The 24,314-nt window shown below is 49.7% G+C and carries 25 protein-coding genes, 3 tRNA genes and 1 riboswitch; of the genes, 22 read left to right on the top strand and 6 right to left on the bottom strand.

Translation table 11 applies throughout. From position 1 onward, the window contains the following. Window positions 1-201: 201 nt before the first annotated feature. From ACKX14_RS03720 to ACKX14_RS03655, 14 genes are all read left to right on the top strand, one after another. Complete coding sequence (locus tag ACKX14_RS03720) at window positions 202-2,211, top strand: oxidoreductase (protein WP_422444780.1); 2,010 nt, start codon at window positions 202-204, stop codon at window positions 2,209-2,211. Between the two features lie 287 nt (window positions 2,212-2,498). Then, the gene (locus ACKX14_RS03715; RefSeq protein WP_422444778.1) at window positions 2,499-4,025 is read left to right on the top strand and encodes an ABC transporter ATP-binding protein; all 1,527 of its coding nucleotides are present in this window, start codon (window positions 2,499-2,501) and stop codon (window positions 4,023-4,025) included. Next, window positions 4,022-5,134 carry an ABC transporter permease gene (locus tag ACKX14_RS03710; protein WP_422444776.1) on the top strand — a complete coding sequence of 371 codons (1,113 nt, stop codon included), beginning with the start codon at window positions 4,022-4,024 and terminating at the stop codon, window positions 5,132-5,134. Before ACKX14_RS03715 ends, ACKX14_RS03710 begins: the two co-directional genes overlap by 4 nt. Then, entirely contained in the window at window positions 5,135-6,046 is a 912-nt protein-coding gene (locus ACKX14_RS03705) for an ABC transporter permease (protein ID WP_422444774.1), read from the top strand. 57 nt (window positions 6,047-6,103) lie between these two features. Next, the gene (locus ACKX14_RS03700) at window positions 6,104-6,799 is read left to right on the top strand and encodes a GntR family transcriptional regulator (RefSeq protein ID WP_422444917.1); all 696 of its coding nucleotides are present in this window, start codon (window positions 6,104-6,106) and stop codon (window positions 6,797-6,799) included. A 199-nt stretch (window positions 6,800-6,998) separates the two neighbouring features. Next, the gene (locus ACKX14_RS03695; RefSeq protein WP_422444772.1) at window positions 6,999-7,388 is read left to right on the top strand and encodes a cytidine deaminase; all 390 of its coding nucleotides are present in this window, start codon (window positions 6,999-7,001) and stop codon (window positions 7,386-7,388) included. A gap of 27 nt (window positions 7,389-7,415) precedes the next feature. Continuing rightward, window positions 7,416-8,744 carry a pyrimidine-nucleoside phosphorylase gene (locus ACKX14_RS03690; protein WP_422444770.1) on the top strand — a complete coding sequence of 443 codons (1,329 nt, stop codon included), beginning with the start codon at window positions 7,416-7,418 and terminating at the stop codon, window positions 8,742-8,744. A gap of 17 nt (window positions 8,745-8,761) precedes the next feature. Beyond that, complete coding sequence (locus ACKX14_RS03685) at window positions 8,762-9,934, top strand: phosphopentomutase (RefSeq protein WP_422444768.1); 1,173 nt, start codon at window positions 8,762-8,764, stop codon at window positions 9,932-9,934. Between the two features lie 19 nt (window positions 9,935-9,953). After that, entirely contained in the window at window positions 9,954-10,769 is an 816-nt protein-coding gene (locus tag ACKX14_RS03680; RefSeq protein ID WP_422444766.1) for a purine-nucleoside phosphorylase, read from the top strand. Window positions 10,770-11,190: 421 nt separating this feature from the next. Further along, window positions 11,191-11,598: a methylglyoxal synthase gene (locus ACKX14_RS03675; protein ID WP_422444764.1), complete on the top strand. Its 408-nt coding sequence runs from the start codon at window positions 11,191-11,193 to the stop codon at window positions 11,596-11,598. A gap of 95 nt (window positions 11,599-11,693) precedes the next feature. Continuing rightward, the gene (locus ACKX14_RS03670) at window positions 11,694-12,629 is read left to right on the top strand and encodes a Cof-type HAD-IIB family hydrolase (protein WP_422444762.1); all 936 of its coding nucleotides are present in this window, start codon (window positions 11,694-11,696) and stop codon (window positions 12,627-12,629) included. A 129-nt stretch (window positions 12,630-12,758) separates the two neighbouring features. After that, window positions 12,759-12,816, top strand: a riboswitch (Fluoride riboswitch). A gap of 62 nt (window positions 12,817-12,878) precedes the next feature. Beyond that, window positions 12,879-13,259: a fluoride efflux transporter CrcB gene (gene crcB, locus ACKX14_RS03665; protein ID WP_422444760.1), complete on the top strand. Its 381-nt coding sequence runs from the start codon at window positions 12,879-12,881 to the stop codon at window positions 13,257-13,259. A 12-nt stretch (window positions 13,260-13,271) separates the two neighbouring features. Then, window positions 13,272-13,610: a DUF190 domain-containing protein gene (locus tag ACKX14_RS03660; protein ID WP_422444758.1), complete on the top strand. Its 339-nt coding sequence runs from the start codon at window positions 13,272-13,274 to the stop codon at window positions 13,608-13,610. Window positions 13,611-13,628: 18 nt separating this feature from the next. Next, on the top strand, window positions 13,629-14,231 hold the full coding sequence (locus ACKX14_RS03655) for a tetratricopeptide repeat protein (RefSeq protein WP_422444756.1): 603 nt from the start codon (window positions 13,629-13,631) through the stop codon (window positions 14,229-14,231). A 78-nt stretch (window positions 14,232-14,309) separates the two neighbouring features. On the opposite strand, the gene ACKX14_RS03650 is transcribed toward ACKX14_RS03655, so the two are convergent. Further along, complete coding sequence (locus ACKX14_RS03650; protein ID WP_422444754.1) at window positions 14,310-15,059, bottom strand: 2-phosphosulfolactate phosphatase; 750 nt, start codon at window positions 15,057-15,059, stop codon at window positions 14,310-14,312. A gap of 69 nt (window positions 15,060-15,128) precedes the next feature. Next, window positions 15,129-15,410, bottom strand: coding sequence for a HEPN domain-containing protein (locus ACKX14_RS03645; protein ID WP_422444753.1), 282 nt, complete (start codon window positions 15,408-15,410; stop codon window positions 15,129-15,131). Window positions 15,411-16,128: 718 nt separating this feature from the next. Here ACKX14_RS03645 and ACKX14_RS03640 point away from each other — a divergent pair. Continuing rightward, the gene (locus ACKX14_RS03640; RefSeq protein WP_422444752.1) at window positions 16,129-16,425 is read left to right on the top strand and encodes a P-loop NTPase family protein; all 297 of its coding nucleotides are present in this window, start codon (window positions 16,129-16,131) and stop codon (window positions 16,423-16,425) included. Between the two features lie 230 nt (window positions 16,426-16,655). Here the strand turns inward: ACKX14_RS03640 and ACKX14_RS03635 are convergent, their stop codons facing one another. Further along, on the bottom strand, window positions 16,656-16,781 hold the full coding sequence (locus ACKX14_RS03635) for a hypothetical protein (RefSeq protein ID WP_422444751.1): 126 nt from the start codon (window positions 16,779-16,781) through the stop codon (window positions 16,656-16,658). Further along, entirely contained in the window at window positions 16,769-17,335 is a 567-nt protein-coding gene (locus ACKX14_RS03630) for a hypothetical protein (RefSeq protein ID WP_422444749.1), read from the bottom strand. Before ACKX14_RS03630 ends, ACKX14_RS03635 begins: the two co-directional genes overlap by 13 nt. 300 nt (window positions 17,336-17,635) lie before the next feature. Between ACKX14_RS03630 and ACKX14_RS03625 the strand changes: the two genes are divergently transcribed. Continuing rightward, complete coding sequence (locus ACKX14_RS03625) at window positions 17,636-18,082, top strand: NUDIX hydrolase (RefSeq protein ID WP_422444747.1); 447 nt, start codon at window positions 17,636-17,638, stop codon at window positions 18,080-18,082. A 64-nt stretch (window positions 18,083-18,146) separates the two neighbouring features. Here the strand turns inward: ACKX14_RS03625 and ACKX14_RS03620 are convergent, their stop codons facing one another. Continuing rightward, window positions 18,147-19,376 (bottom strand): ammonium transporter, encoded by a 1,230-nt coding sequence (locus ACKX14_RS03620; protein WP_422444915.1) that lies wholly within the window; start codon window positions 19,374-19,376, stop codon window positions 18,147-18,149. Between the two features lie 346 nt (window positions 19,377-19,722). Between ACKX14_RS03620 and ACKX14_RS03615 the strand changes: the two genes are divergently transcribed. The 5 genes from ACKX14_RS03615 to ACKX14_RS03595 all read left to right on the top strand — a co-directional run bounded on the left by ACKX14_RS03615 (window position 19,723) and on the right by ACKX14_RS03595 (window position 21,657). Next, window positions 19,723-20,457: an N-acetylmuramoyl-L-alanine amidase family protein gene (locus ACKX14_RS03615; protein ID WP_422444745.1), complete on the top strand. Its 735-nt coding sequence runs from the start codon at window positions 19,723-19,725 to the stop codon at window positions 20,455-20,457. A 99-nt stretch (window positions 20,458-20,556) separates the two neighbouring features. After that, the gene (gene lepB, locus ACKX14_RS03610) at window positions 20,557-21,081 is read left to right on the top strand and encodes a signal peptidase I (RefSeq protein ID WP_422444743.1); all 525 of its coding nucleotides are present in this window, start codon (window positions 20,557-20,559) and stop codon (window positions 21,079-21,081) included. A 78-nt stretch (window positions 21,082-21,159) separates the two neighbouring features. Continuing rightward, window positions 21,160-21,235, top strand: a tRNA-Ala gene (locus ACKX14_RS03605). Between the two features lie 5 nt (window positions 21,236-21,240). Then, window positions 21,241-21,315, top strand: a tRNA-Val gene (locus ACKX14_RS03600). Window positions 21,316-21,581: 266 nt separating this feature from the next. Next, a tRNA-Ala gene (locus ACKX14_RS03595) sits at window positions 21,582-21,657 on the top strand. Window positions 21,658-21,824: 167 nt separating this feature from the next. Here the strand turns inward: ACKX14_RS03595 and ACKX14_RS03590 are convergent. Beyond that, window positions 21,825-22,202, bottom strand: coding sequence for a hypothetical protein (locus tag ACKX14_RS03590; protein ID WP_422444741.1), 378 nt, complete (start codon window positions 22,200-22,202; stop codon window positions 21,825-21,827). 198 nt (window positions 22,203-22,400) lie between these two features. Here ACKX14_RS03590 and pepF point away from each other — a divergent pair, with 198 nt between their 5' ends. Then, on the top strand, window positions 22,401-24,191 hold the full coding sequence (pepF, locus tag ACKX14_RS03585) for an oligoendopeptidase F (protein ID WP_422444739.1): 1,791 nt from the start codon (window positions 22,401-22,403) through the stop codon (window positions 24,189-24,191). Window positions 24,192-24,314 lie beyond the last annotated feature (123 nt).

The following is a 24,314-nucleotide window of genomic DNA, read 5'->3' as shown; positions in this document are numbered from 1 at the left end:
GATAAAAAATTTTTTTTATGAAGATAAATAATTATCATTTTAATGAAAAGCGGTCAGGCGCCGGGGCGTCACTGCCGGGAAATGAAATACCCCCGTTATGGCGAGAATTTGGTGGTAACCGGCATAGAAATGAAAATTTCCAGGTACAATAAATAACAGCAATTAATGTAAAAGATAAAAAATGGGAACGGAGGTTTACCTGTGAAGAAGTCGTACGAAAGCCTTTTTCAACCTATTAAAATCGGCAAGGTGGAGATTAAAAACAAAATTGCCATGGCGCCAATGGGGATTCTTGGTTTGACCACACCGGAAGGCGGATTCACCGCGAGGGCCATCGACTACTATGTAGAAAGGGCCAAAGGTGGAGTGGGGCTTATCATCACAAGCATAGTTAAGGCCGAAAATGAAATCGAGCGGTTGAAAATGCCCAGCTTTCCCTGCGCCACATTAAATCCGCCGCATTTTATTCAGACCGCCACAGAACTGACGGAACGCGTACACGCGCACGGGGCGAAGATTTTTCTCCAGCTGACCATGGGACTGGGAAGGAGCGGGGCGCCGGGATTTATCGAGGGGCTGCCCGTTGCCCCATCCGCCATCCCGAACTACTGGGAACCGACGCAAACATGCAGGGAGCTTACTACGCAGGAAGTGGAGAGGATAGTGGAGAGGTTTGGCGAGGCGGCCCAGATAGCCGTTGAATCCGGATTTGACGGCATAGAAATACACGCGGTGCACGAAGGCTATCTGCTCGATCAATTCACGATTGCGTTCTTCAACAGGCGGATCGATAAGTATGGTGGAGATTTAAGGGGAAGGTTGACGCTGCCCATAGAGATATTGAACGTGATAAAGAAAAATGCTGGCAGAAACTTTCCAGTGGGCCTCAGGTACAGCATAAAAAGCTACATTAAGGACTGGGGTCAGGGAGGCCTTCCCGGAGAGGACTTCGTCGAGCGGGGCCGCGACGTTGAAGAAGGCCTGGAGGCGGCCAGAATACTGGAAGAAGCTGGCTATGATGAGCTCAATGCCGACTGCGGCTCATATGATGCATGGTACTGGGCTCACCCGCCGGTTTATCACGAGCACGGCTGCTACCTGCCGTTTACCGAAAAGCTGAAAAAGGTTGTAAAAATCCCGGTGATAGTTGCGGGCAGGCTGGAAATACCGGAACTTGCGGCGAGGGCCCTTGAAGAAGGCAAGGCCGATATGATAGGGATTGGCAGGGGCCTGCTGACCGACCCTCACTGGCCAAAGAAAGTTATGGAGGGCAAGACGGCGAGAATACGCCCCTGCATAGGATGCCACGACGGTTGCCTCGGACGGGTGTTCCAGTCCAAACCCCTGTCGTGTGCGGTAAACCCCGCCACGGGCCGTGAAAAGGAATACGCCATTGAACCGGCTCACAAAACAAAAAATGTCATGATTGTCGGGGGCGGGGTCGCAGGGCTTGAGGCGGCCAGGGTCGCCGCCATAAGAGGCCACAGGGTTACCCTCTACGAAAAGAGCGACAGGCTGGGCGGACACGTTGTCGAGGGCTCGGTCCCCGATTTCAAGGTGGATGACAGGAGGCTCCTGGACTGGTATATAAATGAGATAAATGAACTCAAAGTAAACGTCAAGCTCAATACGGAAGTTACCCCGGATATGGTGGAAAACGAAAAACCCGATGAGGTTGTTGTGGCCACCGGCTCGGTGCCCATAATGCTGGACATACCGGGAATAAATAGAGACAATGTGGTTACGGCCTCGGATGTGCTCCTGGGCAAAAAGAAGGCCGGGAATACGGTGGTGGTGCTGGGCGGGGGCCTTGTTGGGGCTGAGACGGCATTGTGGCTTGCAAAGCAGGGCAAGAAGGTGACCATAGTGGAGGCGCTGTCGGATATTATCCGGGCGGGCAAATATGTACCGCACATGAACAGGATTATGCTCATAGACCTCCTGAAATTTCACGGCGTGGATATAATGACATCCACATATCTCCTGGAAGTGGTAGAAGACGGCGCCGTGGTCATGAGAAAAGACTCAGGCACCAGGACCACCCTCCCGGCGGACACCGTTGTCGTCGCCGCGGGATACAGGCCGGATAATGCCCTTTACCGTTCGCTATCCGGGAAAATTGCAAATCTATATCTCATCGGCGATGCGAGAGACCCGCAAAATATCATGAACGCCATCTGGGATGCCTACGAGGTGGCGCGCAATATGTGATCGGGCCGATTTTACCGCCCCGGGCCAAAAGCCGGGGCGTTTTTTTCCGTTTTATAAAAAATAAGGTTTTTGCAGGATAAGACGACAAAAGCGAATTAATTTTTTAAATTTAATGAACAGCAATCCTTGACCGCTTGTAGAAATTATTTTAAAATTTAGATGTCAGATGTCAGACATTTAATCTAAAAGGGGGTAGAATTACATAAAACAGCGCCGGATGCTAAAAAGGATTGCCGTGGGGTGACACAGTTTCAGAAAAACGCTACGCTACGGGGGAGGAGAAAATTTTGGATTTCGCCGTAACTTTAAAACACATTACCAAGCGGTTTCCGGGAATTGTGGCCAACAGAGATGTAAACCTGGAGATACATAAGGGAGAAATCCATGCCATTGTGGGCGAAAATGGGGCGGGCAAGAGCACCCTCATGAAAATCCTGGCGGGGCTCTACCAGCCCGACGAGGGAGAGATTTACATCTTCGGGAAAAAGCAGAGGATAAATTCTCCCCACAGGGCCATAGAGCTGGGGATAGGCATGGTGCACCAGCATTTTATGCTGGTGGATCGCTTTACCGTGCTGGAGAACATCATCCTGGGAGCCGAAAAGAGGAAAAATTTTGCGGTGGACTATGACATGTGCCGCAAAACCATCCAGGAACTCATGGGCCTTTACAATTTTTCCGTGGACCTGGACGCCAGGGTGGAAGACATATCGGTGGGCCAGGCCCAGAGGGTGGAAATACTTAAGGTGCTCTACCGGGGAGCCGACATCCTGGTGCTGGACGAGCCTACGGCCGTGCTGGCGCCTCAGGAAGTGAAGGAGCTTTTTGTGAACTTGAGGCTGCTCAAAAAGGAAGGCAAGACCATAATATTTATAAGCCACAAGCTGGACGAGGTGCTGGAGATAGCCGACAGGATCACGGTACTGAGGCGGGGCCAGGTAATGGGTACCATGAAGCCCGGAGAGATGACAAAAGAGCAGCTGGCGCGGATGATGGTGGGGAAGCCGGTGTTGATGAAACTGGAAAAGAAAGCCGCCCGGCCGGGCAAACCCCTGCTTTCGGTGGAAAACCTGAAGGTGAAAGAAAAGGACGGCAAGGAAGTGGTATGCGGGGTTTCCTTCGAAGTGAGGGGCGGCGAGATATACGGCATCGCCGGAATCGAGGGCAACGGCCAGAAGGAACTGGCGGAGGCCATAATAGGGCTCAGGGAGATTTCCGGAGGGAAGGTAAGGGTTTGCGGCAGCGACACTGCGGGCCTTTCCCTAAGGCGCATAAAAGACCTGGGCATCGCTTATATCCCGGAAGACAGGCACCGGCACGGCCTGGTGCTGCCCATGAAAGTGTGGGAAAACGCCATACTGGGGTTCCAGCGGAAAGAGCGCTTTTACCGGCGCCTGTTTTTAAAGGTCAGGGATGCCATGAATTTCACCGACGAAAAGGTTAAAGAATATTCCATAAAAGTGAGTTCCATCAATCAGACTGTGGACGACCTTTCGGGGGGTAACCAGCAAAAGGTCATCCTTGGAAGAGAGCTGTCGCAGCAGCCTTCGGTCATCATAGCCTCACAGCCCACCCGGGGCCTTGACATAGGCGCCGCGGAGTTTGTCCATAAGGAACTCTTGAAAAAGAGGGATGAGGGCAGGGCGGTGCTGCTCATTTCAGCGGACCTGGAAGAGGTGATTTCCGTTTCGGACAGGGTGGGGGTCATGTACAACGGCAAAATAGTGGCGGAATTCAGACCCGAGGAGGTCACCCTCGAAGACGTGGGCGTTTACATGCTCGGAGGAGAAAAGAAAGCGGGTGAAAGCGCATGAAAAGGGATTACAGGATTCTGGCTTTAAAGATCCTGGCGCCGGTGCTGGCCATAATTCTTGCCAGCCTTTTGAGTTCGTTTGTCATCATCGCCATTAACAAAAGCCCCTGGCAGGTGTTTTACACCATGTTCAAATTCAGCTTCCGCCGGGCGGACAGCATAGCGATCATCCTCTACAACTCGACACCGCTGATATTTTCCGGGCTGGCAGTGTCCATCGGTTTTAAAATGGGGCTTTTCAACATAGGCATAGAGGGCCAGTACCTCATGGGCGCATTTCTGGCCGCCCTGACGGGATTTTCCATAAAGGGGCTGCCCGCATTTGTCCACCTGCCCCTGGTAATATTAATGGGCATCATCGGCGGGATGGCCTGGTCCTTTCTACCCATATACCTGAAGGTGAAGCGCGGTGTTCACGAGGTCATCAGCACCATAATGCTCAACTACATATCCTATTCTTTTATACACTACATGATATCCGATGTCTTCCTGGACAGAAGTCAGAAAATGATACAGGGCCTGGGGTCGTTTACCATGCGCACCCCGAAACTCGCCCCTACCGCTCTGATACCCAGGATGCACGATTTTCTGCGGATTTTCGGTATCGACCTGCCGAAGCACGTGTACCTCAACTGGTTTTTCCCCATAAGCATTGCCCTGGCGATGGCGGTGTATTACCTCATCCTCCGCACACCTTTCGGCTATGAGATAAGGGCCGTCGGCCACAATCCCGAGGCTGCCAGGGCGGCGGGCATAAACCCGGCGGGGGTTTATTTTGCGGGTTTTTTGCTGAGCGGAGCCATTGCGGGCATGGTGGGTCTTTCGGACCTTCTCGGTTATTTCAAGTACATGGATCTGGATTTTCCAAGAGGATATGGATTTGACGGCATAGCGGTGGCGCTGATAGGCCAGAACAACCCCTTCGGCATCATAGCTTCGGCCGTACTGTTCGGATTCTTGAAGCGAGGCGCGGAGGGCATCCAGACTCTGCTCAATGTGCCCATGGACACCGTGGTAATACTCCAGGCCGCCATGATTCTCACCATCGTCATCGTGGTGAAGGTGATGAACGACTTTATCAAGCGCCTGGAAAAAAAGGAGGTGGCTTAAATGTTTGCAGCCGAACTCATTGCTTCCAGCCTCAGGATGGCGATACCCATCCTGCTGGCGGCCCTGGGGGGCGTCTACACCGAGAGGGCTGGGGTTGTCAACATCGGCCTGGAAGGCATGATGATAGTGGGTTCCTTCTGGGGGGCCCTGGGATCTTATTTTTACGGGCCTTTAGGCGGTTTTGCGCTCGCCATGACAGCAGGCTTGTTTTTGGCCCTGATACACGCCGTCGCCACCGTGACCTTCAGGGTGGACCAGGTGGTGAGCGGCGTGGCCCTCAATATCCTGGCCTACGGCAGCTCGCGGTTTTTGAGTCAGGCCATATTCCAGAAGGCTTCCACCTCGCCGCATGTCCAGGGGCTTGCGCCCATTAATATTCCTCTTCCCGACGGTTCTTTCTTAAAGCCCCTTTTGACCGGTTTTTCGCCGGTTATAATTCTGGCCGTACTGCTGGTGCCGGTTTCCAACTACATCATTTACAGGACCGTCTTCGGGCTGAGGCTCAGGTCCGTGGGTGAAAAACCTCTGGCGGCGGACACCCTTGGCATTAACGTATTCAAAATGAAGTATGCAGGTGTGCTCATCAGCGGCCTCCTGGCGGGCCTTGCCGGTGCGTACCTGGCTCTGGAGCATACGGGCATGTACGTGGAAGGCATGACCCAGGGCAAGGGCTTTATAGCCCTGGCAGCCGTGATTTTCGGCAACTGGACGCCCGGCGGCGCCTTCTGGGCGTCACTGCTCTTCGGCTTTGCCGAATCCCTGAGCTTCAGGGTGGTGGAGGGGGGCGTCATACCCTATCAGTTCATTAAGATGATTCCCTACGTCCTCACACTGGTGGTGCTCACCGGAGTGGTGAGGAAATCCACCGCGCCGGCGGCCGACGGCGTGCCGTACGACAGGAGTTCCGGCTGATATGACTGTGAAAAATGCGAAGGAGTTGGGAACGTGAACCTGGCCCCCAGGTATGAAATGGTGGTAAACCAGATAAAAGACATGATTTCCAGCGGCAGGCTGAAGGAAGGAGAAAAACTGCCATCGGAAATCGCCCTGGCCGGGCAGCTCGGGGTAAGCCGCGCCACCCTGCGGGAGGCCTTCAGGATACTGGAGGATGAAGGCCTGATAAAGCGCTGCCACGGTGTGGGTACCTTTGTATCAAAACCGCCGGTGATAAAGAGCGGCATGGAGCAGCTGGCCAGCATCACAAGGCTCATCGAAAAACAGGGCATGAAACCGGGCACAAAGGATGTCTGCATCCAAAAAACCCTTCCATCGGAAAAAGAGGCCGCAATGCTCAAAATATCGAAAGATGATGAAATATACAGGATTGAGAGGGTGAGGACCGCCGACGGCGTGCCGGTGCTTTTCTGCATAGACAGGATACCGGCAAAATATATGGGGGAAGACTTTCTCCTGGAGCGTGAATCGCTTTTTGACTGTCTGCAGCAGGAACTGGGTATATACATCTCTTATGCAGTATCCGACATAATCCCGATAAAAGCAGAGACCGCCGGGGTTTACAAAAAGCTCCACATGAGTTCCAGGTCCGAAGTGTTGCTGCTACTGGACCAGCTTCACTACGATGACAGGGATGTGCCGGTGCTGTATTCTTCCAACTTTTTCTCTCCGCAGAAATTCAGGTTTTACATAGTGAGGAAGAGAGTCTAAGTCAAAAAAACACGGCAGGTCCAAATAAGCGTTGCAATATACTGTTTCAGGAGAGTGTTTACAATGCCCGCACCGGAAATCGCCGCAGCATCGTCGAACGGCGAAGCCGCAGATTCAAAGACGCATTTTGCGAAAACATTTTGGCGGAAAGAATATAGAAGGGTAACAATTTTTTGAAGGATAGATAGGGTGGTGTAAGATGAAAATTGATGAAAATAAGTTGATAGAAAAGGCCGTTTCGGCTAAGAAATTCGCCTATGCGCCCTATTCGCATTTCCCCGTGGGGGCGTGCGTTCTGTGCTCCGACGGATCGGAGATCACCGGGTGCAACATTGAAAACTCGTCTTACGGCCTTACCATGTGTGCCGAGAGAGTGACCCTCTTTAAGGCGCGTTCCGAGGGCAAAGAAGACATAGTGGCCATGGCCGTGGCGGCGGATGTGGATGAACCGGTGTCGCCCTGCGGGGCCTGCCGCCAGGTGATGCTGGAGCTCGCCCCCAAAGCCGTCATATACCTTTCCAACAGGGACGGCTCCAGGGTAAGGCGCATGACCGTGGAGGAGCTTTTGCCATACGGTTTCAGGCTGTGAAAAAACACTTACAGGCAGGTGAATTGTATGCTTTTCATGCCTGACATCATCGAAAAAAAGAAAAGGGGACATAAGCTGTCGCAAGAGGAAATACAATTCGTGGTAAGCGGGTATGTAAAGGGAGATATTCCGGATTACCAGGTATCGGCCCTGCTTATGGCCGTATATTTTCGGGGTTTGGATGAAGAGGAGACCACCCACCTTACCATGGCCATGGCAGGGTCCGGTGAGATGGTGGACCTTTCGGGTATTGATGGCATCAAGGTCGACAAGCACTCCAGCGGGGGCATAGCCGACACCACTACCCTGGTGCTTATACCCCTGGTGGCTTCGGCCGGGGTCAGGGTGGCCAAGATGTCCGGGAGAGGCCTGGGCCACACAGGGGGCACCATTGACAAGCTGGAGTCCATACCGGGATTCCGGACTGAGCTTTCGGCTGAGGAATTCACCCGCAGCGTAAACCGGGTGGGAGCCGCCATCACGGGCCAGTCCCGGAACCTGGTGCCGGCGGACAAAAAACTTTATGCTTTGAGGGACGTGACCGCCACGGTGGATTCCATACCCCTTATTGCCAGCTCCATAATGAGCAAGAAGATAGCGGGCGGCGCCGACAAAATCGTGCTGGATGTAAAATACGGCAGCGGCGCATTTATGAAAGAATATGAAGGCGCCCTGGAACTGGGCAAATTGATGGTAAAAATCGGCAATCTGGCCGGCAGGGAGACGGTGGCTTTCATCACCGACATGGACCAGCCCCTCGGCACAGCGGTGGGAAACGCCATAGAGGTGATGGAGGCGGCGGAAACTCTGAAAGGCCGGGGGCACAGAGACCTGGTTTGCCTTTGCCTTGAGCTGGGCTCGGAGATGATGTGCCTTGCGGGTGTGGAAAAGGACAGGCAGAGGGCGAAAAAGATGCTGGAAGACAACATTAAAAACGGGAAGGCCATGGAGAAATTCAGGCAAATCGTACTTAACCAGGGGGGAGACCCCGCGGCGCTGGACGACTATTCCCTGCTCCCCGGCGCTCGATTCCGGCAGGAAGTGGCGGCAGATAAAAGCGGATATGTAAAGAGAATTGATGCCATGAGGATAGGGCTTGCCGCCATGAAACTGGGCGCCGGCAGGCAGAAGAAAGACGATGTGATAAACCCGGGTGTGGGTGTATGGATATATGCCAAAGTGGGAGACAGGATTGAAAAGGGCGAACCTTTTGCCAGGGTGCTGGCCGATGATCAAGAGAGGTTGAAATGGGCTGTGGATGAAGTGGCACAGGCTTATGAGTTTTCAGAGCAGGAAGTGGAAAAAAGGAAAGTGATTCGGGCCAGGATAACCCGGGACGGCATCCGGGAGTTTTAGAAAGAAGGCTGGTGGACATGGTTAAGAGAGTAGTGTTAATCGTTCTCGACAGCGTCGGTGCAGGAGAACTGCCCGATGCCGCAAAATACGGGGATGAGGGGAGCAACACCCTGGCCAACACAGCAAGGGCGGTGGGAGGGCTGAAACTTCCTCACATGCAAAAGCTCGGCCTGGGGAACATAATCCCCATCGAAGGGGTGGCGCCGGAGGCGAATCCTCAAGCATCTTACGGCAAGGCCGCGGAAAAATCGGCGGGCAAGGACACCACCACGGGCCACTGGGAGCTGGCGGGCATTATATCCGAAAGACCGTTTCCCGTATACCCGCACGGCTTTCCGGAAGAAGTGATTCGGGAATTTGAAAAAAGGATCGGGACAAAAATCCTGGGGAACAGGGCGGCTTCAGGGACCGAGATAATAAAGGAACTGGGGGAACTTCACATGAACACCGGCTGCCCGATAGTCTACACCTCGGCCGACTCGGTGTTCCAGATTGCCGCCCACGAAGAGGTAATACCCCTGGAGCGCCTTTACGAGATGTGCCGGATTGCCCGGGAAATACTGCGGGGAGAACATGCGGTGGCCAGGGTGATTGCCAGGCCCTTCGTCGGGAAGCCGGGGAATTTTGTGAGGACGTACAACCGGGCCGATTTTTCCCTCAAGCCCCCGAAAAAGACGCTGCTGGATATGGTGCAGCAGGCAGGCATGAAGGTGCTGGCGGTGGGCAAGATATGGGATATATTTGCGGGCCAGGGCATTACAGAAGCATACCACACCGAGGGCAACATGGACGGCGTGGACAAGACCATCGCCGCCATGGGCAGGCTGGACCGGGGACTTATCTTTACCAATCTGGTGGACTACGACATGCTCTACGGCCACCGCAACGACCCTGCCGGATACGCCCGGGCCCTGGAAGACTTCGACGCGCGGCTCCCCGAGATTCTGTCAAACTTAAGGGAGGGCGACGTGCTGGTGATTACAGCCGACCACGGCTGTGACCCCACCACCGAGAGCACCGACCATTCCCGGGAATACGTGCCGGTGCTGGTAGCCGGTGAAAGTATAAAAAAGGGAGTTGACCTGGGCGTGCTTTCCTCGTTTTCCGACATCGGCCAGACTGTAGCCGACCTCCTGGGATGCGAAAGATTGGAATGCGGCGAAAGCTTCAAGCACAGGATTTTGCGGTGAATTTTGAGGAGGTGAAAGGGTGTCTTACCTTGATGATGTTTTAAAGGCCGTAGAATACATAAAAGAAAAAACAGAGACAAGGCCGTCTACAGGCATTGTCCTGGGCAGCGGCCTGGGGGAACTGGCCGAGCTGGTGGAGGACGGCATCGCCATACCCTTTTCCCGAATACCGGGTTTCCCGGTGTCCACGGTAAAGGGGCATAAGGGAAATCTCATTTTCGGAAGGCTGCGGGGCAGAGATGTGGTCGTGATGCAGGGGAGGATTCACCTTTATGAAGGCTATCCCGTATCCTCGGTGGTGTTCGGAGTGAGGGTTATGGGCCTGCTGGGCATCCGGGAACTCTTTGTCACCAACGCCGCCGGGGGCATTAACCCCGACTTAAAACCCGGCGACCTGATGGTGATAAAAGACCACATAAATCTTTCCGGTGAAAATCCGGCGGCAGGTGACGAAATCCCCGAGTTGGGCCCCCGGTTTTTCGATATGACCTTTGCCTATGACCGGGAACTAATAAACAGGGCAAGGCAGGTTTTTACAAAAAACAACACGGAGTATAAGGAAGGGGTATACGCCTATCTCAAGGGTCCGAGCTACGAGACCCCCGCCGAGATCAGGATGCTTAAGATCCTCGGAGCCGATGCCGTGGGCATGTCCACGGTTCCGGAAGTTATAGCCGCAAGACAGATGGGCATCCGGGTTTTCGGCCTTTCGTGCATCACCAACATGGCGGCGGGCATCTCCCAAAGCCCCCTGTCCCACCAGGAGGTGCTGGACATCTCCCGCCGGGCTGGCCAGAAATTCATTGAGATTATAACCGATATGGTGTCTTCATGAATATTTTTTAACTCCCGCTTTGGGGCGGGAGTATTTTAAAATCGGCTCAGATATACTTCCGGAGGTTTGCAGCAGATACCAACAGGTCGACAAATATTGACCAAACATAACAAAACAGTTACCATAAAGCTAAGGAACTATTAACCATCAGCAAAGCGGCAAAAAAATTAGGCGTGCTTTACGCCCGGCTATCCTCCAAGAAGCAGGCCGACGCGGACAACCAGGACCGGCAAATGGAACGTTTGCTAAAGTCAGCCCGGGAAAACAGATTTGCCATCTGGCGGAATTCACAGACGCAGCCAGCGGCTTGAACCATAAGCGCCGCGTGAGCTTTTTTGAACCAGGAAAACTAAAGTTGATTGTAGAATATATGTAATGGAAAATCATAATTAATTATAATTAATTGCGGGGGTCGGCAGGCATGAATATAGCCCTTATAGCACATGATGCCAAGAAAGAAAAAATGATAGAATTCGCCATTGCTTACAGGGATATCCTCAAGCAGCATAAACTATACGCGACGGGTACAACTGGAAAACTTATAATGGAGGCCACTGGGCTGGAAGTTCATCGGTGCCGGTCCGGACCGCTGGGGGGAGACCAGCAGATAGGGGGTATGGTGGCCGAAGAGGGAATAGACCTGGTCATATTTTTGAGAGATCCCCTGACGGCTCAGCCGCATGAACCGGACATAAATGCCCTTATGAGGGTTTGCGATGTTCACAATGTGCCTCTGGCGACCAACCTCGCTACAGCTGAAGTCCTTATAAAGGGATTAATGAGGGGAGACCTGGACTGGAGAAAGGCAGTCAACAAAACAATGGGATAATTAAGGAATTTTCAGCGGGAAGGATATTTTGCAATTCCCTTTTGTTGCCAGGGGGAAATTTACACCCGCGGTGACAAAAATTAAGGAGAATCTAAATGAGTCGCGATTTTAAATTGATAGCTCTTGACATTGACGGTACCCTCATCACAAGCAATTTTACCGTTACCGTCCGCACCCTGAAGGCGCTGGCGGCGGCTGTGGAGTCAGGGCTGAAGGTTACTATCGCCACCGGCAGGTTTTATCATAGTGCCAGGCGTATTGCGAGGGTTATAGGTATAAACGCACCTCTGATATGCAACGACGGGGCCCTGATAAAAGATGTATATACTGGAGAAACCACCTTTTTTAAACCTCTGCCCAAGGAGATAGCTCTGGATATTTTGTGGATTGCCTCAAAGTACAGGAGCTTGAGCGTGCAGATTTTTATGGAAGATTATAAGATATTTGCCGGAAAAGATTACCACCTGCTGCAAATTAAGCGGTTCATAAAGCTTTCCAGGAGATACTCCATCCGGGGATGTTATAATTATCTTCGGGATATGGTGTTTGTTCCCGTAAAAAATGGAGGCGACCTTTTCGGGGCCGCCAGATTGATGGACGGGCCTCCGGCCAAAATAGTCGTCTCGGCGGACCCGGAGGAACTGGATGTTTTTAAAAGGGAAATTTCCCAAAAATTTGGGGGCAGGATTTTCTTGACGACGGCCATCAAAAATACCGTGGATATATTAAACGGGGAAGTTTCAAAGGCCAGGGGCCTGGCGGTGCTGGCCGAAAGCCTGGGCATAGAGAGGGACGAGATCATAGCCATCGGCGACAATATAAACGACATACCCATGCTGGAATACGCCGGACTCGGGGTGGCCATGGGTAACGGGCCGGAGCTGGTGAAACAGAAGGCGGACCATGTTACCGCCAGCAACGATGAAGACGGTATAGCCGTTTTTATAGAAGACTTGCTGCATAGGCGGGCAGATAAAGGAAAGAGCTTATTTGCAGCAAAAAGCCTGTCTAGCAATGGGCCGTCAGTTTAAGCCATTTAAAAATTATAATAGAAAAAATAATATTTTCATGTTATAATATATTCATATATGTTTGTCGAAGCTGCAGCCGTATGTAACTTGCATTTATATTTATGCTGACAATCATTTTAAATTCAGCTTATAATTTACGGTGATGGGGCTCACCACATGGCGAAATGCTGATGGCTCCTACTTTAACTTAATTAAAAAAAGTAGGAGCTTTATTCATTTAAAAAATCACAAAAAATAAGGGTGGTGTGGTTGATAATACGAACACTGGCAGTGGGAATTGGCAGTTTCATAGGAGGAATTTTAAGATATGTTATATCGGGGTGGGCGGTGGAATCTTTTGGCCCGTTTTTCCCGTATGGAACACTTATAGTAAATGTAACAGGATGTTTTATTATGAGTTTTGTTATGACTTACGGCGCCGAAATGGGAACCCTCGACGTCAATATCAGGTTATTTGTAACCACAGGAATCATGGGTGCGCTTACAACATTTTCCACATTTTCTTATGAAACCTTTCAATTTTTGCGTGAGGGGAATCTATTCTTCGCGGGGCTTAATGTGATTTTAAATCTTTTTATCGGACTTTTTGCTGTATGGCTCGGAACAACCCTGGCCAAAATCCTTGTGTGAGGAGGTGGATTTGTGAGATCACAAAGTAAAGGGAAAATGCTCAAAATATTTATCGGCGAGTCTGACAAATGGCACGGGGAACCGCTTTTTCATGCAATTGTAAAGCTCATCAAAAAAGAAGGTATGATGGGTGTGACTGTTTACAGGGGTATTGAAGGATTTGGCGCAAACAGCCGCATCCATACCACTCAGATACTCAGGCTGTCCGAAGATTTGCCAGTAGTTCTGGAGATAGTAGATGTTCCTGAAAAAATTGAAGCCATAGTGGCCAAATTGAATGACATGATACAGGAAGGCCTTATGATAATTCTTCAGGACGTGGAAATAATAAAATATACCCATGCAAAATAAAATTAATTCAGAGAGGCGATGGGTCTCGCCATAAAATGCGAGGCTTTGCTCAACCTGGGAAAGAGCTATGAAGGGCTCAGACAATACGATAAAGCGGAGGATTCTTACCGCAAGTTCCTGGAAATAACAGAGAGCCTCTTTAAGGAAGACTCCAGCGAGAAGACCCTGGCGTTGATGCCGGCCGACAGGGCTCTCAGACGCCTGAAAGGCGTCAGGTTTTCCCCAACCTTCACCGTCATGAACGCCCGCCTTTCCACGGGCCGGAACGATGCGGCGGAGATGGGTGTAATATATGATTCCGCCACCGGCGGCAGCGGAAGTCCCGTTCCCGTATACAGGCTGCTGCGCCTGGAAGACGGCAGGTGGAAGGTCATATGGTCTTCATCCCGCCCCTCCGCCCGATGGCCTCATGTGCGCGCGGGGGTTTCCTTCGTTGGGCACAGGGCAAAAGAGCTCAAACTTATGCAAAAACCGCTGGGCCAACGGTGGCAGATAGATTTGAACGATCCGCTGGTGGAGCGCCGGGGACCCATAAAGATAATCTCGGGCCCTGCTGAAGGGGTGGAAATAAGCTTTGTGGAAAAGGACGGTCACTATCTTATTTCAAGTATATCCCGGTAGGATTTTAAACTTTTGCCTGCTTCAGATTTTATTGTTGCCGAAACTTACAACCTTCCATCAGCGAGAACCTATTCCGGTTTAGCCCGCCGATGGCTTTATAGCCAAACTTTTTTTGTCATACACCGGCACGCAGTCCAGAGCATCCTGCCGCAGACAGTAGTCTATATCCCTATCGAAGCCCAGGCTCATAAGCCTCCTGTAATGGCCTGCGTGGGATATGAAGGCTTTCAGGTCGTTCCGGTGTTGCAGATAAATGTCCCGGCAGGCGAAGGCCAGGTCCGAAAGCTCCGGGGTTTCATTTTTCTTTTCCATGTAACTGACCATCCTATCCACGATGAGACCGGCGCATGTGGCGTCATCCAGCGAAAATTCTCCCAGCGTGCCGGCGCACACCACCGCCACAGCGGGGGCTTTTAAGGAAAAAGCCAGTTCGAGGGCTTTTAGGGCCGCACCGGAGGCGTTTAAAAAACATCCTATCAGAATATGCTCCGCACTTTCGGAGGCCTTTACGGCTCTGGTGCCGTTGCTGGTGGTGAGGATAACCGTTTTTCCCGCCACCAGTTCTTTTTTGTATTCGAGCGGCGAATTTCCCAGGTCGAAACCGGGAATCTTTACCGCTTCTCTTTCTCCCCCCAGAACAGCGTTGTCCTTAAGGTTTCTCGCCAGATGAAAAGCCTCCTCCACCGAAGGCACGGGAATGACCCTTTCGGCACCGTTATTCAGAGCAGTGGTTATGACGCTGGTTGCCCTCAGCACATCTAGTACTATGGCGGTTTTACCTTTCAGATCTTTCACGCTCTGTGCGGTGGGATAAATTTCAATGCGCATTTTTTTCTCCTCACAATTTGAAATTTATTATAACCTATACACCCTTTTTAAATGCTTCCTCAACGGTTTTTAAAACAAACTCCGCATCTTCAATGGCCATTTCTGCATCTTCAGGGCCGTATTCTTCAGTGGGTACAAAATCTTCTGCACCGCAAAAACTAAGTTCTCTTTCCTTGCGCAGGCGTTTTGAAATCCTATAGCTCTCAACACAGCTTTCAATAACAGTTCTACCATTTCCCGAGCTTCCCTTACCACATCTGAATAAGCATGATTTTCTTTATAAAAGCCCAGTGCTTTAAAACGGATTCTAGCTTTTTCAAGATACGATAAAGTTAAGCCGTCAACCTTCACAGTTGAGTCCCCCCTAAAAATTCTCCTTTTTCCGTTTCCCACTCCCAGAAATTGCCGTTCGGAATTTTTCCGGTTTTCTAGACGGGCATAGGAACCGAAAATTGCCAGGCCCAAGAGTGAATTTCCATAATATTCATGTATACGCGTTAGTACACGATTAAGATATTGCCGATGGCGCGATGAGAAGGTCTTCAGTTGGGAAATGCATTCTTCAATATTTTCATTATATACCATGTAATCACCGTCATTTATATTAAATCTCGTTTTTATTATATCAATCAAAAAAATATAGGGCAACGACTTTTCCTTGAACTTGCGGAAATTTTGGGCGGAGCCGTCCGGGATGCAGATGATCCTACCCTGCAGCAATTCGTCTTATAATTCCTTCAATTGCTTGAAAGAATACAAGATATAAAAAAACTTGTATTATACAATATGTTTCATTTATAATAAAGGAAAACGATATTCGGTTGTAGCTGGACTGCATTATTTTATTTAGGCATTGCTCCGGAGATGTAAATGCAGCCGTTGCTGTGACCGTGGACGAGATGGCGGAGCTTTTTAATAATAACTGGGTGAACGTTACTTAAGGTGAAACTATGCCGGAACAAAAATCATCAGAATTTGAAAATTTAACAGACGAAAAGAGATCTTTCCGGAAAGCGGCAGGATTGTAGGCGAGGGAATTTCCGGAGGGGAAAGGGCGGCGGTTTCCCTGGTGTTTGCCCTGGCGCTGCTGAGCGATATAGAAGACAGGCCTCCCTTTTACGTGCTGGACGAGTTTGACAGCGCCCTGGACGAGGAGAGAAAACACGAGATCTTCGATTTATACCGGGAGGTGCTGGACCGCAAGCTCATCATCGTATCCCCCAACGTCCACGGCGACCAGTATCTCAACCGCTTTTCCAAATTCCTGTGCATCGTGGCCAATCCCGGCGTGCTGCCCAACCGGACCGTGAGCGAGGTGTATGAAGTCACGAGGGAAGGCTATAAAGAAGCGGAGCTTCAGGAATAACATGGTATTTAATAAATCCGAAAAACCCTGTCCCAGTCGTCGGGCCCGTCGAGAAGGCTTTCCTGCTCCCGGTTTAAGAGGTCGGGCCTTTCTTTTATTTTTTCCGTAAATTTTTCATAATCAAGACAGGAAAGGTTATGACCTTCCTAAACCATCCGGTCTTATACATCTTGATGAGCAGCGCCCGATTTTCGGTGGGGATTATCCTTCCGGCAGGGGGGATAAGCTTTTCAATTGTCCAGAAGTTTTTCCCTGTCTCTGTCAAACACCTTGGAACCGCCTATAGCCTGCTGCGCCTGTACACCCAGCTCCTTCCACTCAAAGCCTTCCGGCGACCTCCCGGCTACTTTCGGCACTGACAGCAGGAAATCCACCGCCAGGCGAAACTTGTCGTTGGTCCTGTCCCATCTAAAAGTCCAGGGCAGGGACTCGGTGAGCCGCACGCTGCTGAAGTCCTTATGGGCGGGTTTTCCTTTTCCCCGACGCTTTCATGAAGCTCTGCTATTTCAGTCAACTTGTTTTGCAAAAACCGCTTTACGGTCTTGAGCGCTTCGGCTTTTGCGTCGCCTGTCAGGGCAGGCCCCCCTCCGGCCATCCGCGCCGGCGAGCTTTCCACTGAAGGCCCGGATGATTCCGGGGTTTTGACCTCAATGTCTTTGAAGGCATTCATGATGGAGTCCAGCCATTTTCGATTTTCTCCGGCAAGTTTAAATGCGGCCTCACGCATAATCGTGCCGAGCGGCTCCATGGGGCCGTAGGAAATCGAATGAATGAATTTTTCGTCGCTTTTGAGACCGATGAACCTTCCCACCAGGCCGGAGTCCAGAGCCAGCCGGGACAGCAGGTCCGGGTCGCAGGAGAGCTTCTCCGACCATTTTTTGCAAAAATCATACCACACCTGTTCAGTCACGGCTTTTCCCTCATAGAAAAAATCGCTCAGGGCCTGGAGAAAATCGCATGGAAGGCTTTTTGCCTCCTGGAAGGAGGCTTCCCGGAACTCCAGAATGCCCGCCACGGTTATCTAAAAACATTATATCACAGCGCGGAAGAATTTTTTAAATCCGCTTATTGACAAAAAAATACTGGTTGTTATTCTTAATTACGAAAGCTTTGAATGTGTTGCGGAGAAGAAACTGTTCAAGCGCCCTTGAGTTGTTATTCTTATTACAAGAGGTTTGAATTATTATAGAAGAAAAAAGGACGATATGGTTTGAAAATAAATTTTTACAGCATCGGGACCGTTAAGACATCTGAACATGAGATTGCGGTAATATGCTGCGGCTATAAGGAAGGGTGGATTTTTGTAAAAAACAGAGACAGAAGGGCATGGGAAATGCCTGCGGGACACAGGGAAAAAGATGAAGATATAAATGAGACCGCATGCAGGGAGCTTGCGGAAGAAACGGGTGCATTGAGATTTAATATTATTCCCCTGTGCGATTATTCGGTTACAGAGAACGGCCGCACGGGTTACGGAAGGCTTTTTTATGCCCGGGCGGAGGAACTGGGACCGCTTCAGGATACTGAGGTGGAAGAGATAAAGGTATTTACGGATTTGCCGGAGCAACTTTCATATTCGGAAATTCAATCTGCTTTATTCAGAAGGGCGATGGAGTACATCCGGCGGGAGCCGAAAGTAAAAAATAATAAAAAATAGGTTTCAAGGCCGTGCAGCACTGCGGCTGTACGGCCTTTTTCTTTTACGCCGCCTGTTTTTACTTTCACGCCGCCTTTTTTACACCGTTGAGCACGAAATCGGCGTATGCCTGGGTTGCGTGTTCGCTGTGGTCAAGGCCCAAAATTTCGTCTTCTTTGCTGACCCTCAGGCCCACGGTGGCTTTAAGAGTCTTGAACAGTATAAAGGTGGTGGATAATGTCCATGCGGCAACGGCCAGGACACCTGCGGCCTGGACCAGAAGCAACCTTGTGCCGCCGCCGTAAAGAAGCCCGCCGTCCACGGCAAATATCCCTACAAGCAGAGTGCCTGTGGCACCGCAGAGAGCGTGTACAGCTATAGCCCCTACTGGATCGTCTATTTTTAATACCCTGTCTATAAACACAATCCCATACATAATTACTAAACCTGCAACTACGCCTATGGCAACAGCGCCCCATAAGCTGACCGCCGCCGTTCCCGCGGTAATTGCCACAAGCCCGCCCAAAGCGCCGTTTAGAGTCAAGCCTACATCCGGCTTGCCGTATTTGAACCAGCTTACAATCATGACGGTGGTGGCGGCTGCCGCGGCGGCTAGGTTGGTAGTAACTGCTATTCTGCCGATATCCGGAACCGCCGCGAGAGTACTGCCCGGATTAAAACCGAACCATCCGAACCACAGGATAAATACTCCAAGCGCCCCGAGAGTTATACTGTGACCGGCAATGCTGTTAACTGTGCCGTCTTCGCCGTATTTGCCTATGCGAGGCCCCACCATTGCGGCTCCCATTAATGCGGCCCATCCGCCTACGGAATGAACTACGGTAGAACCTGCAAAATCAATAAATCCCAGCCTGGAAAGCCAGCCGCCTCCCCAGGCCCAGTGACCTGCCACGGGGTATATTATTAGACTTATTACGGCGCTGTATATCACGTAAGAAATAAACTTTGTCCTCTCGGCCATTGCACCGGAAACTATTGTAGCGGCCGTTGCGGCAAACACCGTCTGGAAAATGAGGAAGGCTTCTGTCGGGATTTTTAATCCCAGGTGAGGCAAGTCTAAAGAACCGAAAAACCCTGAAGTTCCAATTAAACCTCCCCAATCTTTGCCGAACATTATTCCAAACCCGACTGCAAAAAACACAAGAGAACCGATGGCAAAATCCATGAGGTTTTTCATTATTATATTACTTGCGTTTTTTGCCCGGGTAAACCCGGTCTCCACCATAGCAAACCCTGCCTGCATAAAGAACACGAGAAAAGCTGAAATAAGTACCCAAACAGTATCGAGCAACATGTTCAAATCAGTCAATTTTATCCGCTCCTTTCAAGCATATAATTTTTTTACAACACCGCAAGAACTTTTAAACTTAACATACATTACCGCCTCCTTGTAAGGTTTTAATCAAAATATAGAAATGCATTGAGCTGCTGCTGTTGTTTTACCAAAAATAATACGCCTTTTGATTATGAATGTCAACAAAATGTAAGGTATAAAATTATAAACTTGACAAATATAGCAAAAACCTTACAAATAATTATGCGAACAGTATTTCTCATAAAATGATTTGGCGACTAAAGTAATATCTTCCCCCATAAAAAAATATTTTTAAATTATAAACTCGTTGTGGGGGGATGTTCCTGTGAACGCTTATGAAAGGCGCGGCATGTGGAAAAAACCGCCTGTCATTCTGATTTTATGCGGTATGATGATTTTGATCTTTGTGTGCAGGTTTTTAGTTTTTGGCCGTGCCGTCAATGTCTTCCGTATGATGGCGCCTTTAACCGGCAGGGTTATAGTAATAGACCCCGGCCACGGAGGAATCGACGGCGGCACATACGATGACGACGGCACCCTTGAAAAGGATATAAACCTCCAGATTTCGTTAAAGCTAAAGAGGTTGTGCGAAAAAAACGGCGCAAATGTGATAATGACCCGTACCAGCGATACCGCATTGGACCATCTCAACAGCAAGAGCGAATACCGCCATAAGCGGGATTTGATTGCAAGAGCGGATATCATTAATAAAGCGAGGCCGGACGTGTTTTTAAGCATTCACGTCAATGCCGAAAAGAGCTCCTCAAAAACCCGCGGACCTATGGTGCTTTATTTCAGGGGAAGCGAAGAAAGCAGGCGTCTGGCCTCTTTACTGCAAAAAAGGCTGGAAGAGGCGTATACGTCTTCGGGCGAGAAAATAAGGTCGAGGCTGCCTCTGCCCAATTCTTCCTTATTTTTGCTGATTAATACAAATGCCCCGGGCGTCATCTTGGAACTGGGATTTATTACAAATCCCGGGGATAAAGCCCTTCTTACTTCCCAGGATTTTCAGCACAAACTGTGCGCTTCCATTTTTGAAGGACTAAAGGATTATTTTTAATTTAATTATGAAAGCCTTTGTTATTTATTATTTTTGTTTTTATGTTATAATAGATTGTGGTATTTTTAATGCTTACAAAATTTTACTTCAGGTGATGACATGGAGAAAGACGTTAAAAAAGAGATACTGGAGTGGATCAAGGCTATCGCCTTTGCGCTTATCCTGGCTCTGGCCATAAGAGGGTATGTCTTCGAGCCGATGATAGTGCCCACAGGCTCCATGATCCACACCATCGAAATCGGCGACAGGATACTGGTGAACAAGTACGTATACAGGTTTAGAGAACCCCGGAGGGGCGACATAGTTGTATTTAAATTTCCCGACGACACGAGGCAGACATTTGTAAAGCGCCTTATAGGAGTCGGCGGCGACGTGATAGAAATCAGGAACGGCACCCTTTACAGGAACAACGTTCCGGTGAACGAACCGTATTTGAAGGAACCGATGCTGGGAAATTTCGGACCTTACAGGGTGCCCGAGGGACATTTTTTTATGATGGGCGACAACAGGAACAACTCTAAGGACAGTCGTTTCTGGGAGAACAAATTTGTCCCAAGAAGGCTTATTGTCGGGAAGGCCACGTATCGCATCTGGCCGTTAAACAGGATCGGACCGCTGAAATGATTCTGATTGATTTTATGTTCAGGGTTGCATTTTGGCGGACTTTGTATTATAATAATTTTACGTCAGAAGCAGATTTTTGGGCGTGTGGCTCAGCTGGGAGAGCATCTGGTTCGCAATCAGAGGGTCAGGGGTTCGAATCCCCTCACGTCCACCAGATACGGGCGCGTGGCTCAGTGGGAGAGCGCTTGACTCACATTCAAGAGGTCGCAGGTTCGATCCCTGCCGCGCCCACCATATCCAAAGCAAGGCACAGAGCGGTTTTGAGGCTCTGTGTTTTTTGTTTATGTTGCAATTTATGAGGGATTTACAAACGAAAATGCAAAAAAAGGCCGTTATACGGCCTGTCGTGAATACCTAAATGTTCTTTTAAAGCTGATTGAAGCAATTGAGAGAAATTAATAGAAAGCTGAAATAACCACACCCTGCTGAAATAACCACACCCCTGCTGAAATAACCACTTGACTTGCGGAGGAAAAGCAAGTATAATATATCTTGCGTGTGGGCGAGTAGCTCAGTTGGGAGAGTACCTGAATGGCATTCAGGGGGTCGTGGGTTCGAATCCCATCTCGTCCACCAATTTATTTTGTAATGCACCGTTCAGACAATAAAATCAGGTGAAATAAAAGCCACCTGTTTGATTTAATATCGGAACAGGTGGCTTTTATTATGTTTTTTATTACTTTGTGACAGGATCGATTGGAATATACACATACGGAAAGACCTTTTCAGAAAATTAAGTAAAGCTAGGATGATTTTCTAAAAATAAGACATGGTCTGTCCAGAAATGTCCCTTCCGTATAACCGAATCTTTTTAGATAACTAAACGCCCGGTGCCTCCTCTCGTCGGTCCAGTAGATGACGATAAAGTCGCCTCTTTTTATCTTCCGTTCCAGATCCTTCAACCATAGAAGGGCAAGCCTAACCCCCTCCAGACCGCAGCTGCAGTGTCTTTTTGTTACCACCTGCTCCTGATGCCTGAACCAGTATTCGCATTCCCTTTTGCTATCAAATATGCACAGGGAGACGATCCAGGCAAAATTGGGCTCGGAGCGACGCCTGATGATAAACATTGCCATGTAATGCCCGCCGGTTATCCTGGTATACCTCCTGAAAGTTTTCACTTAATCTATGCCCCCTTTATTCGGCCTACAATATTAATACATTTTTTCCTGCCGTAAGGATACAAGAAATCCTCATATTTTTTTATATTAAAACATAGAACTTATAGAAAAAGGTATTCAATTATGCCTTTGGCCTTTCTAATTCGGCGGACAAAGGGGTATAATAAAAAGCGAAATCTCGAGAAAGGATGATGTGCTTTGAGCGGGCTGCCGTCAAGAGATGAGATCGACGCCAAATACAAATGGAGACTGGAGGATATATACGAAAGCGATGAACTATGGGAAAGGGATTTCAATCGGGTAAAAAATCTGCTTTTAAAACTGGAAGGGTTCCGGGGCAGGATCAATTCACCCGGTAACCTCATGCGGGTTCTAAAGCTGAAAGACGAAATCGGGCGGTTAAACGACCGGCTTTTTACCTATGCAAGGATGCGAAGAGACGAAGACAACACACGCGCCAGGTACCAGGCGCTGGCCGACAGGGCTGTGAGACTTTCGGTGGAGGTGGCAGGCGGCCTATCCTTTATTGAACCGGAAATTCTGGCGCTGCCGGAGGAAAAACTGTTGAATTTTATCGATGGGAATATAGAGTTAAAATTGTACAGACATTACATAGAAGATCTGCTCAGGATGAAGAACCACATTCTGGATGCGAAAAGCGAAAAGATCCTGGCCGATGCCGGTGAAATGGCCCAGGCGCCCGGCGACATCTTCAGAATGCTGGACAACGCCGATATAAGGTTCCCTTCCATAAGGGATGAAAACGGCGACGAAGTAGAGTTGACCAAGGGCCGTTACATGAAGTTTATGGAAAGCCGGGACCGGGAAGTCAGAAAATCCGCCTTCAGGGCGCTCCACAACACCTACGCCGGATTTATAAACACCCTTGGCGCCGCCATGTCTGCCAATGTAAAAAGAGATATCTTTTATAAAAACCAGAGAAAGTTCGAGTCTTGTCTGGAGGCCTCGCTTTTTGCGGACAATATTCCAGTCCGGGTTTACGAAAACCTTATAAACGCCATCCATCAAAGGCTTGATCTCCTGCACAGGTACGTGAGGCTTAGAAAAAAGGTCCTCGGCCTCAGAGACCTGCACATGTACGACCTGTATGTGCCTCTGGTAAAAAACTACAATCGGGAAATATCTTATGAGGAAGCCCGGGATATGGTCATAGAGGGCCTTGCGCCCATGGGGGAAGAGTATATCGACATCTTAAAAGAGGGTTTTGCATCCGGCTGGATAGACGTCTATGAAAACCGCGGGAAAACCGGCGGCGCCTATTCCTGGGGAGCTTACGGTACACATCCCTACGTGCTTCTCAACTTTCAGGGCAGAATGGACGATGTCTTTACAATAGCCCATGAAATGGGTCACGCCATCCACACTTACTATTCCTTTAGCCGGCAACCGTACATATACGCCCAATACGCCATATTTGTGGCGGAAGTGGCGTCCACCTGCAATGAGGCGGTCCTCATAAACTCATTGCTTGAAAAAGCCGGAGAAAGAGAGGAAAAGATGTTTTTGCTGAACCATTTCATGGATCAGTTCAGAGGCACCGTATTCCGCCAGGTTATGTTTGCTGAGTTTGAAAAAATAATCCACGAACTGGCGGAAAAAGGGGAACCCCTGAACGGGGAATTGCTGAAAAAGATTTACCATGAATTAAATGCTAAATATTACGGCCCGGACATAGTCATAGACCCGGAAATAGATTACGAATGGGCGAGGATACCCCACTTTTATACAAGTTTTTACGTTTACAAATACGCCACCGGTTTTTCGGCAGCCATAGCCATATCCAGAAAGATATTGAACCAGGGTATGTCCGCCGTGGAAAAGTACAGGGAATTCCTGTCGGGCGGCAGTTCCGACTATCCCCTGGAATTGCTGAAAAAGGTCGGTGTAGATCTGACAGAACCGGAACCGGTAATGGAAGCCCTCGAGGTATTTGAGAAACTGCTGGATGAATACGAGTCCATGATATAAAATAAATTTTACCCCCGCTTCCGGCGGGGGTTTGCTGTTTTAAAAGTATATTGAAATATTTCCTGGATTTTGCTAAAATGTTTTTAACGCTAAAAAACGGGCATTATGCCAAAAAATCGGCAT

The organism is Thermorhabdus hydrogeniformans (assembly GCF_049310025.1).
Taxonomy (GTDB): Bacteria; Bacillota; Thermosediminibacteria; order Thermosediminibacterales; family Tepidanaerobacteraceae; genus JBJYKD01.
This window is presented reverse-complemented; position numbering and strand designations above follow the sequence as displayed.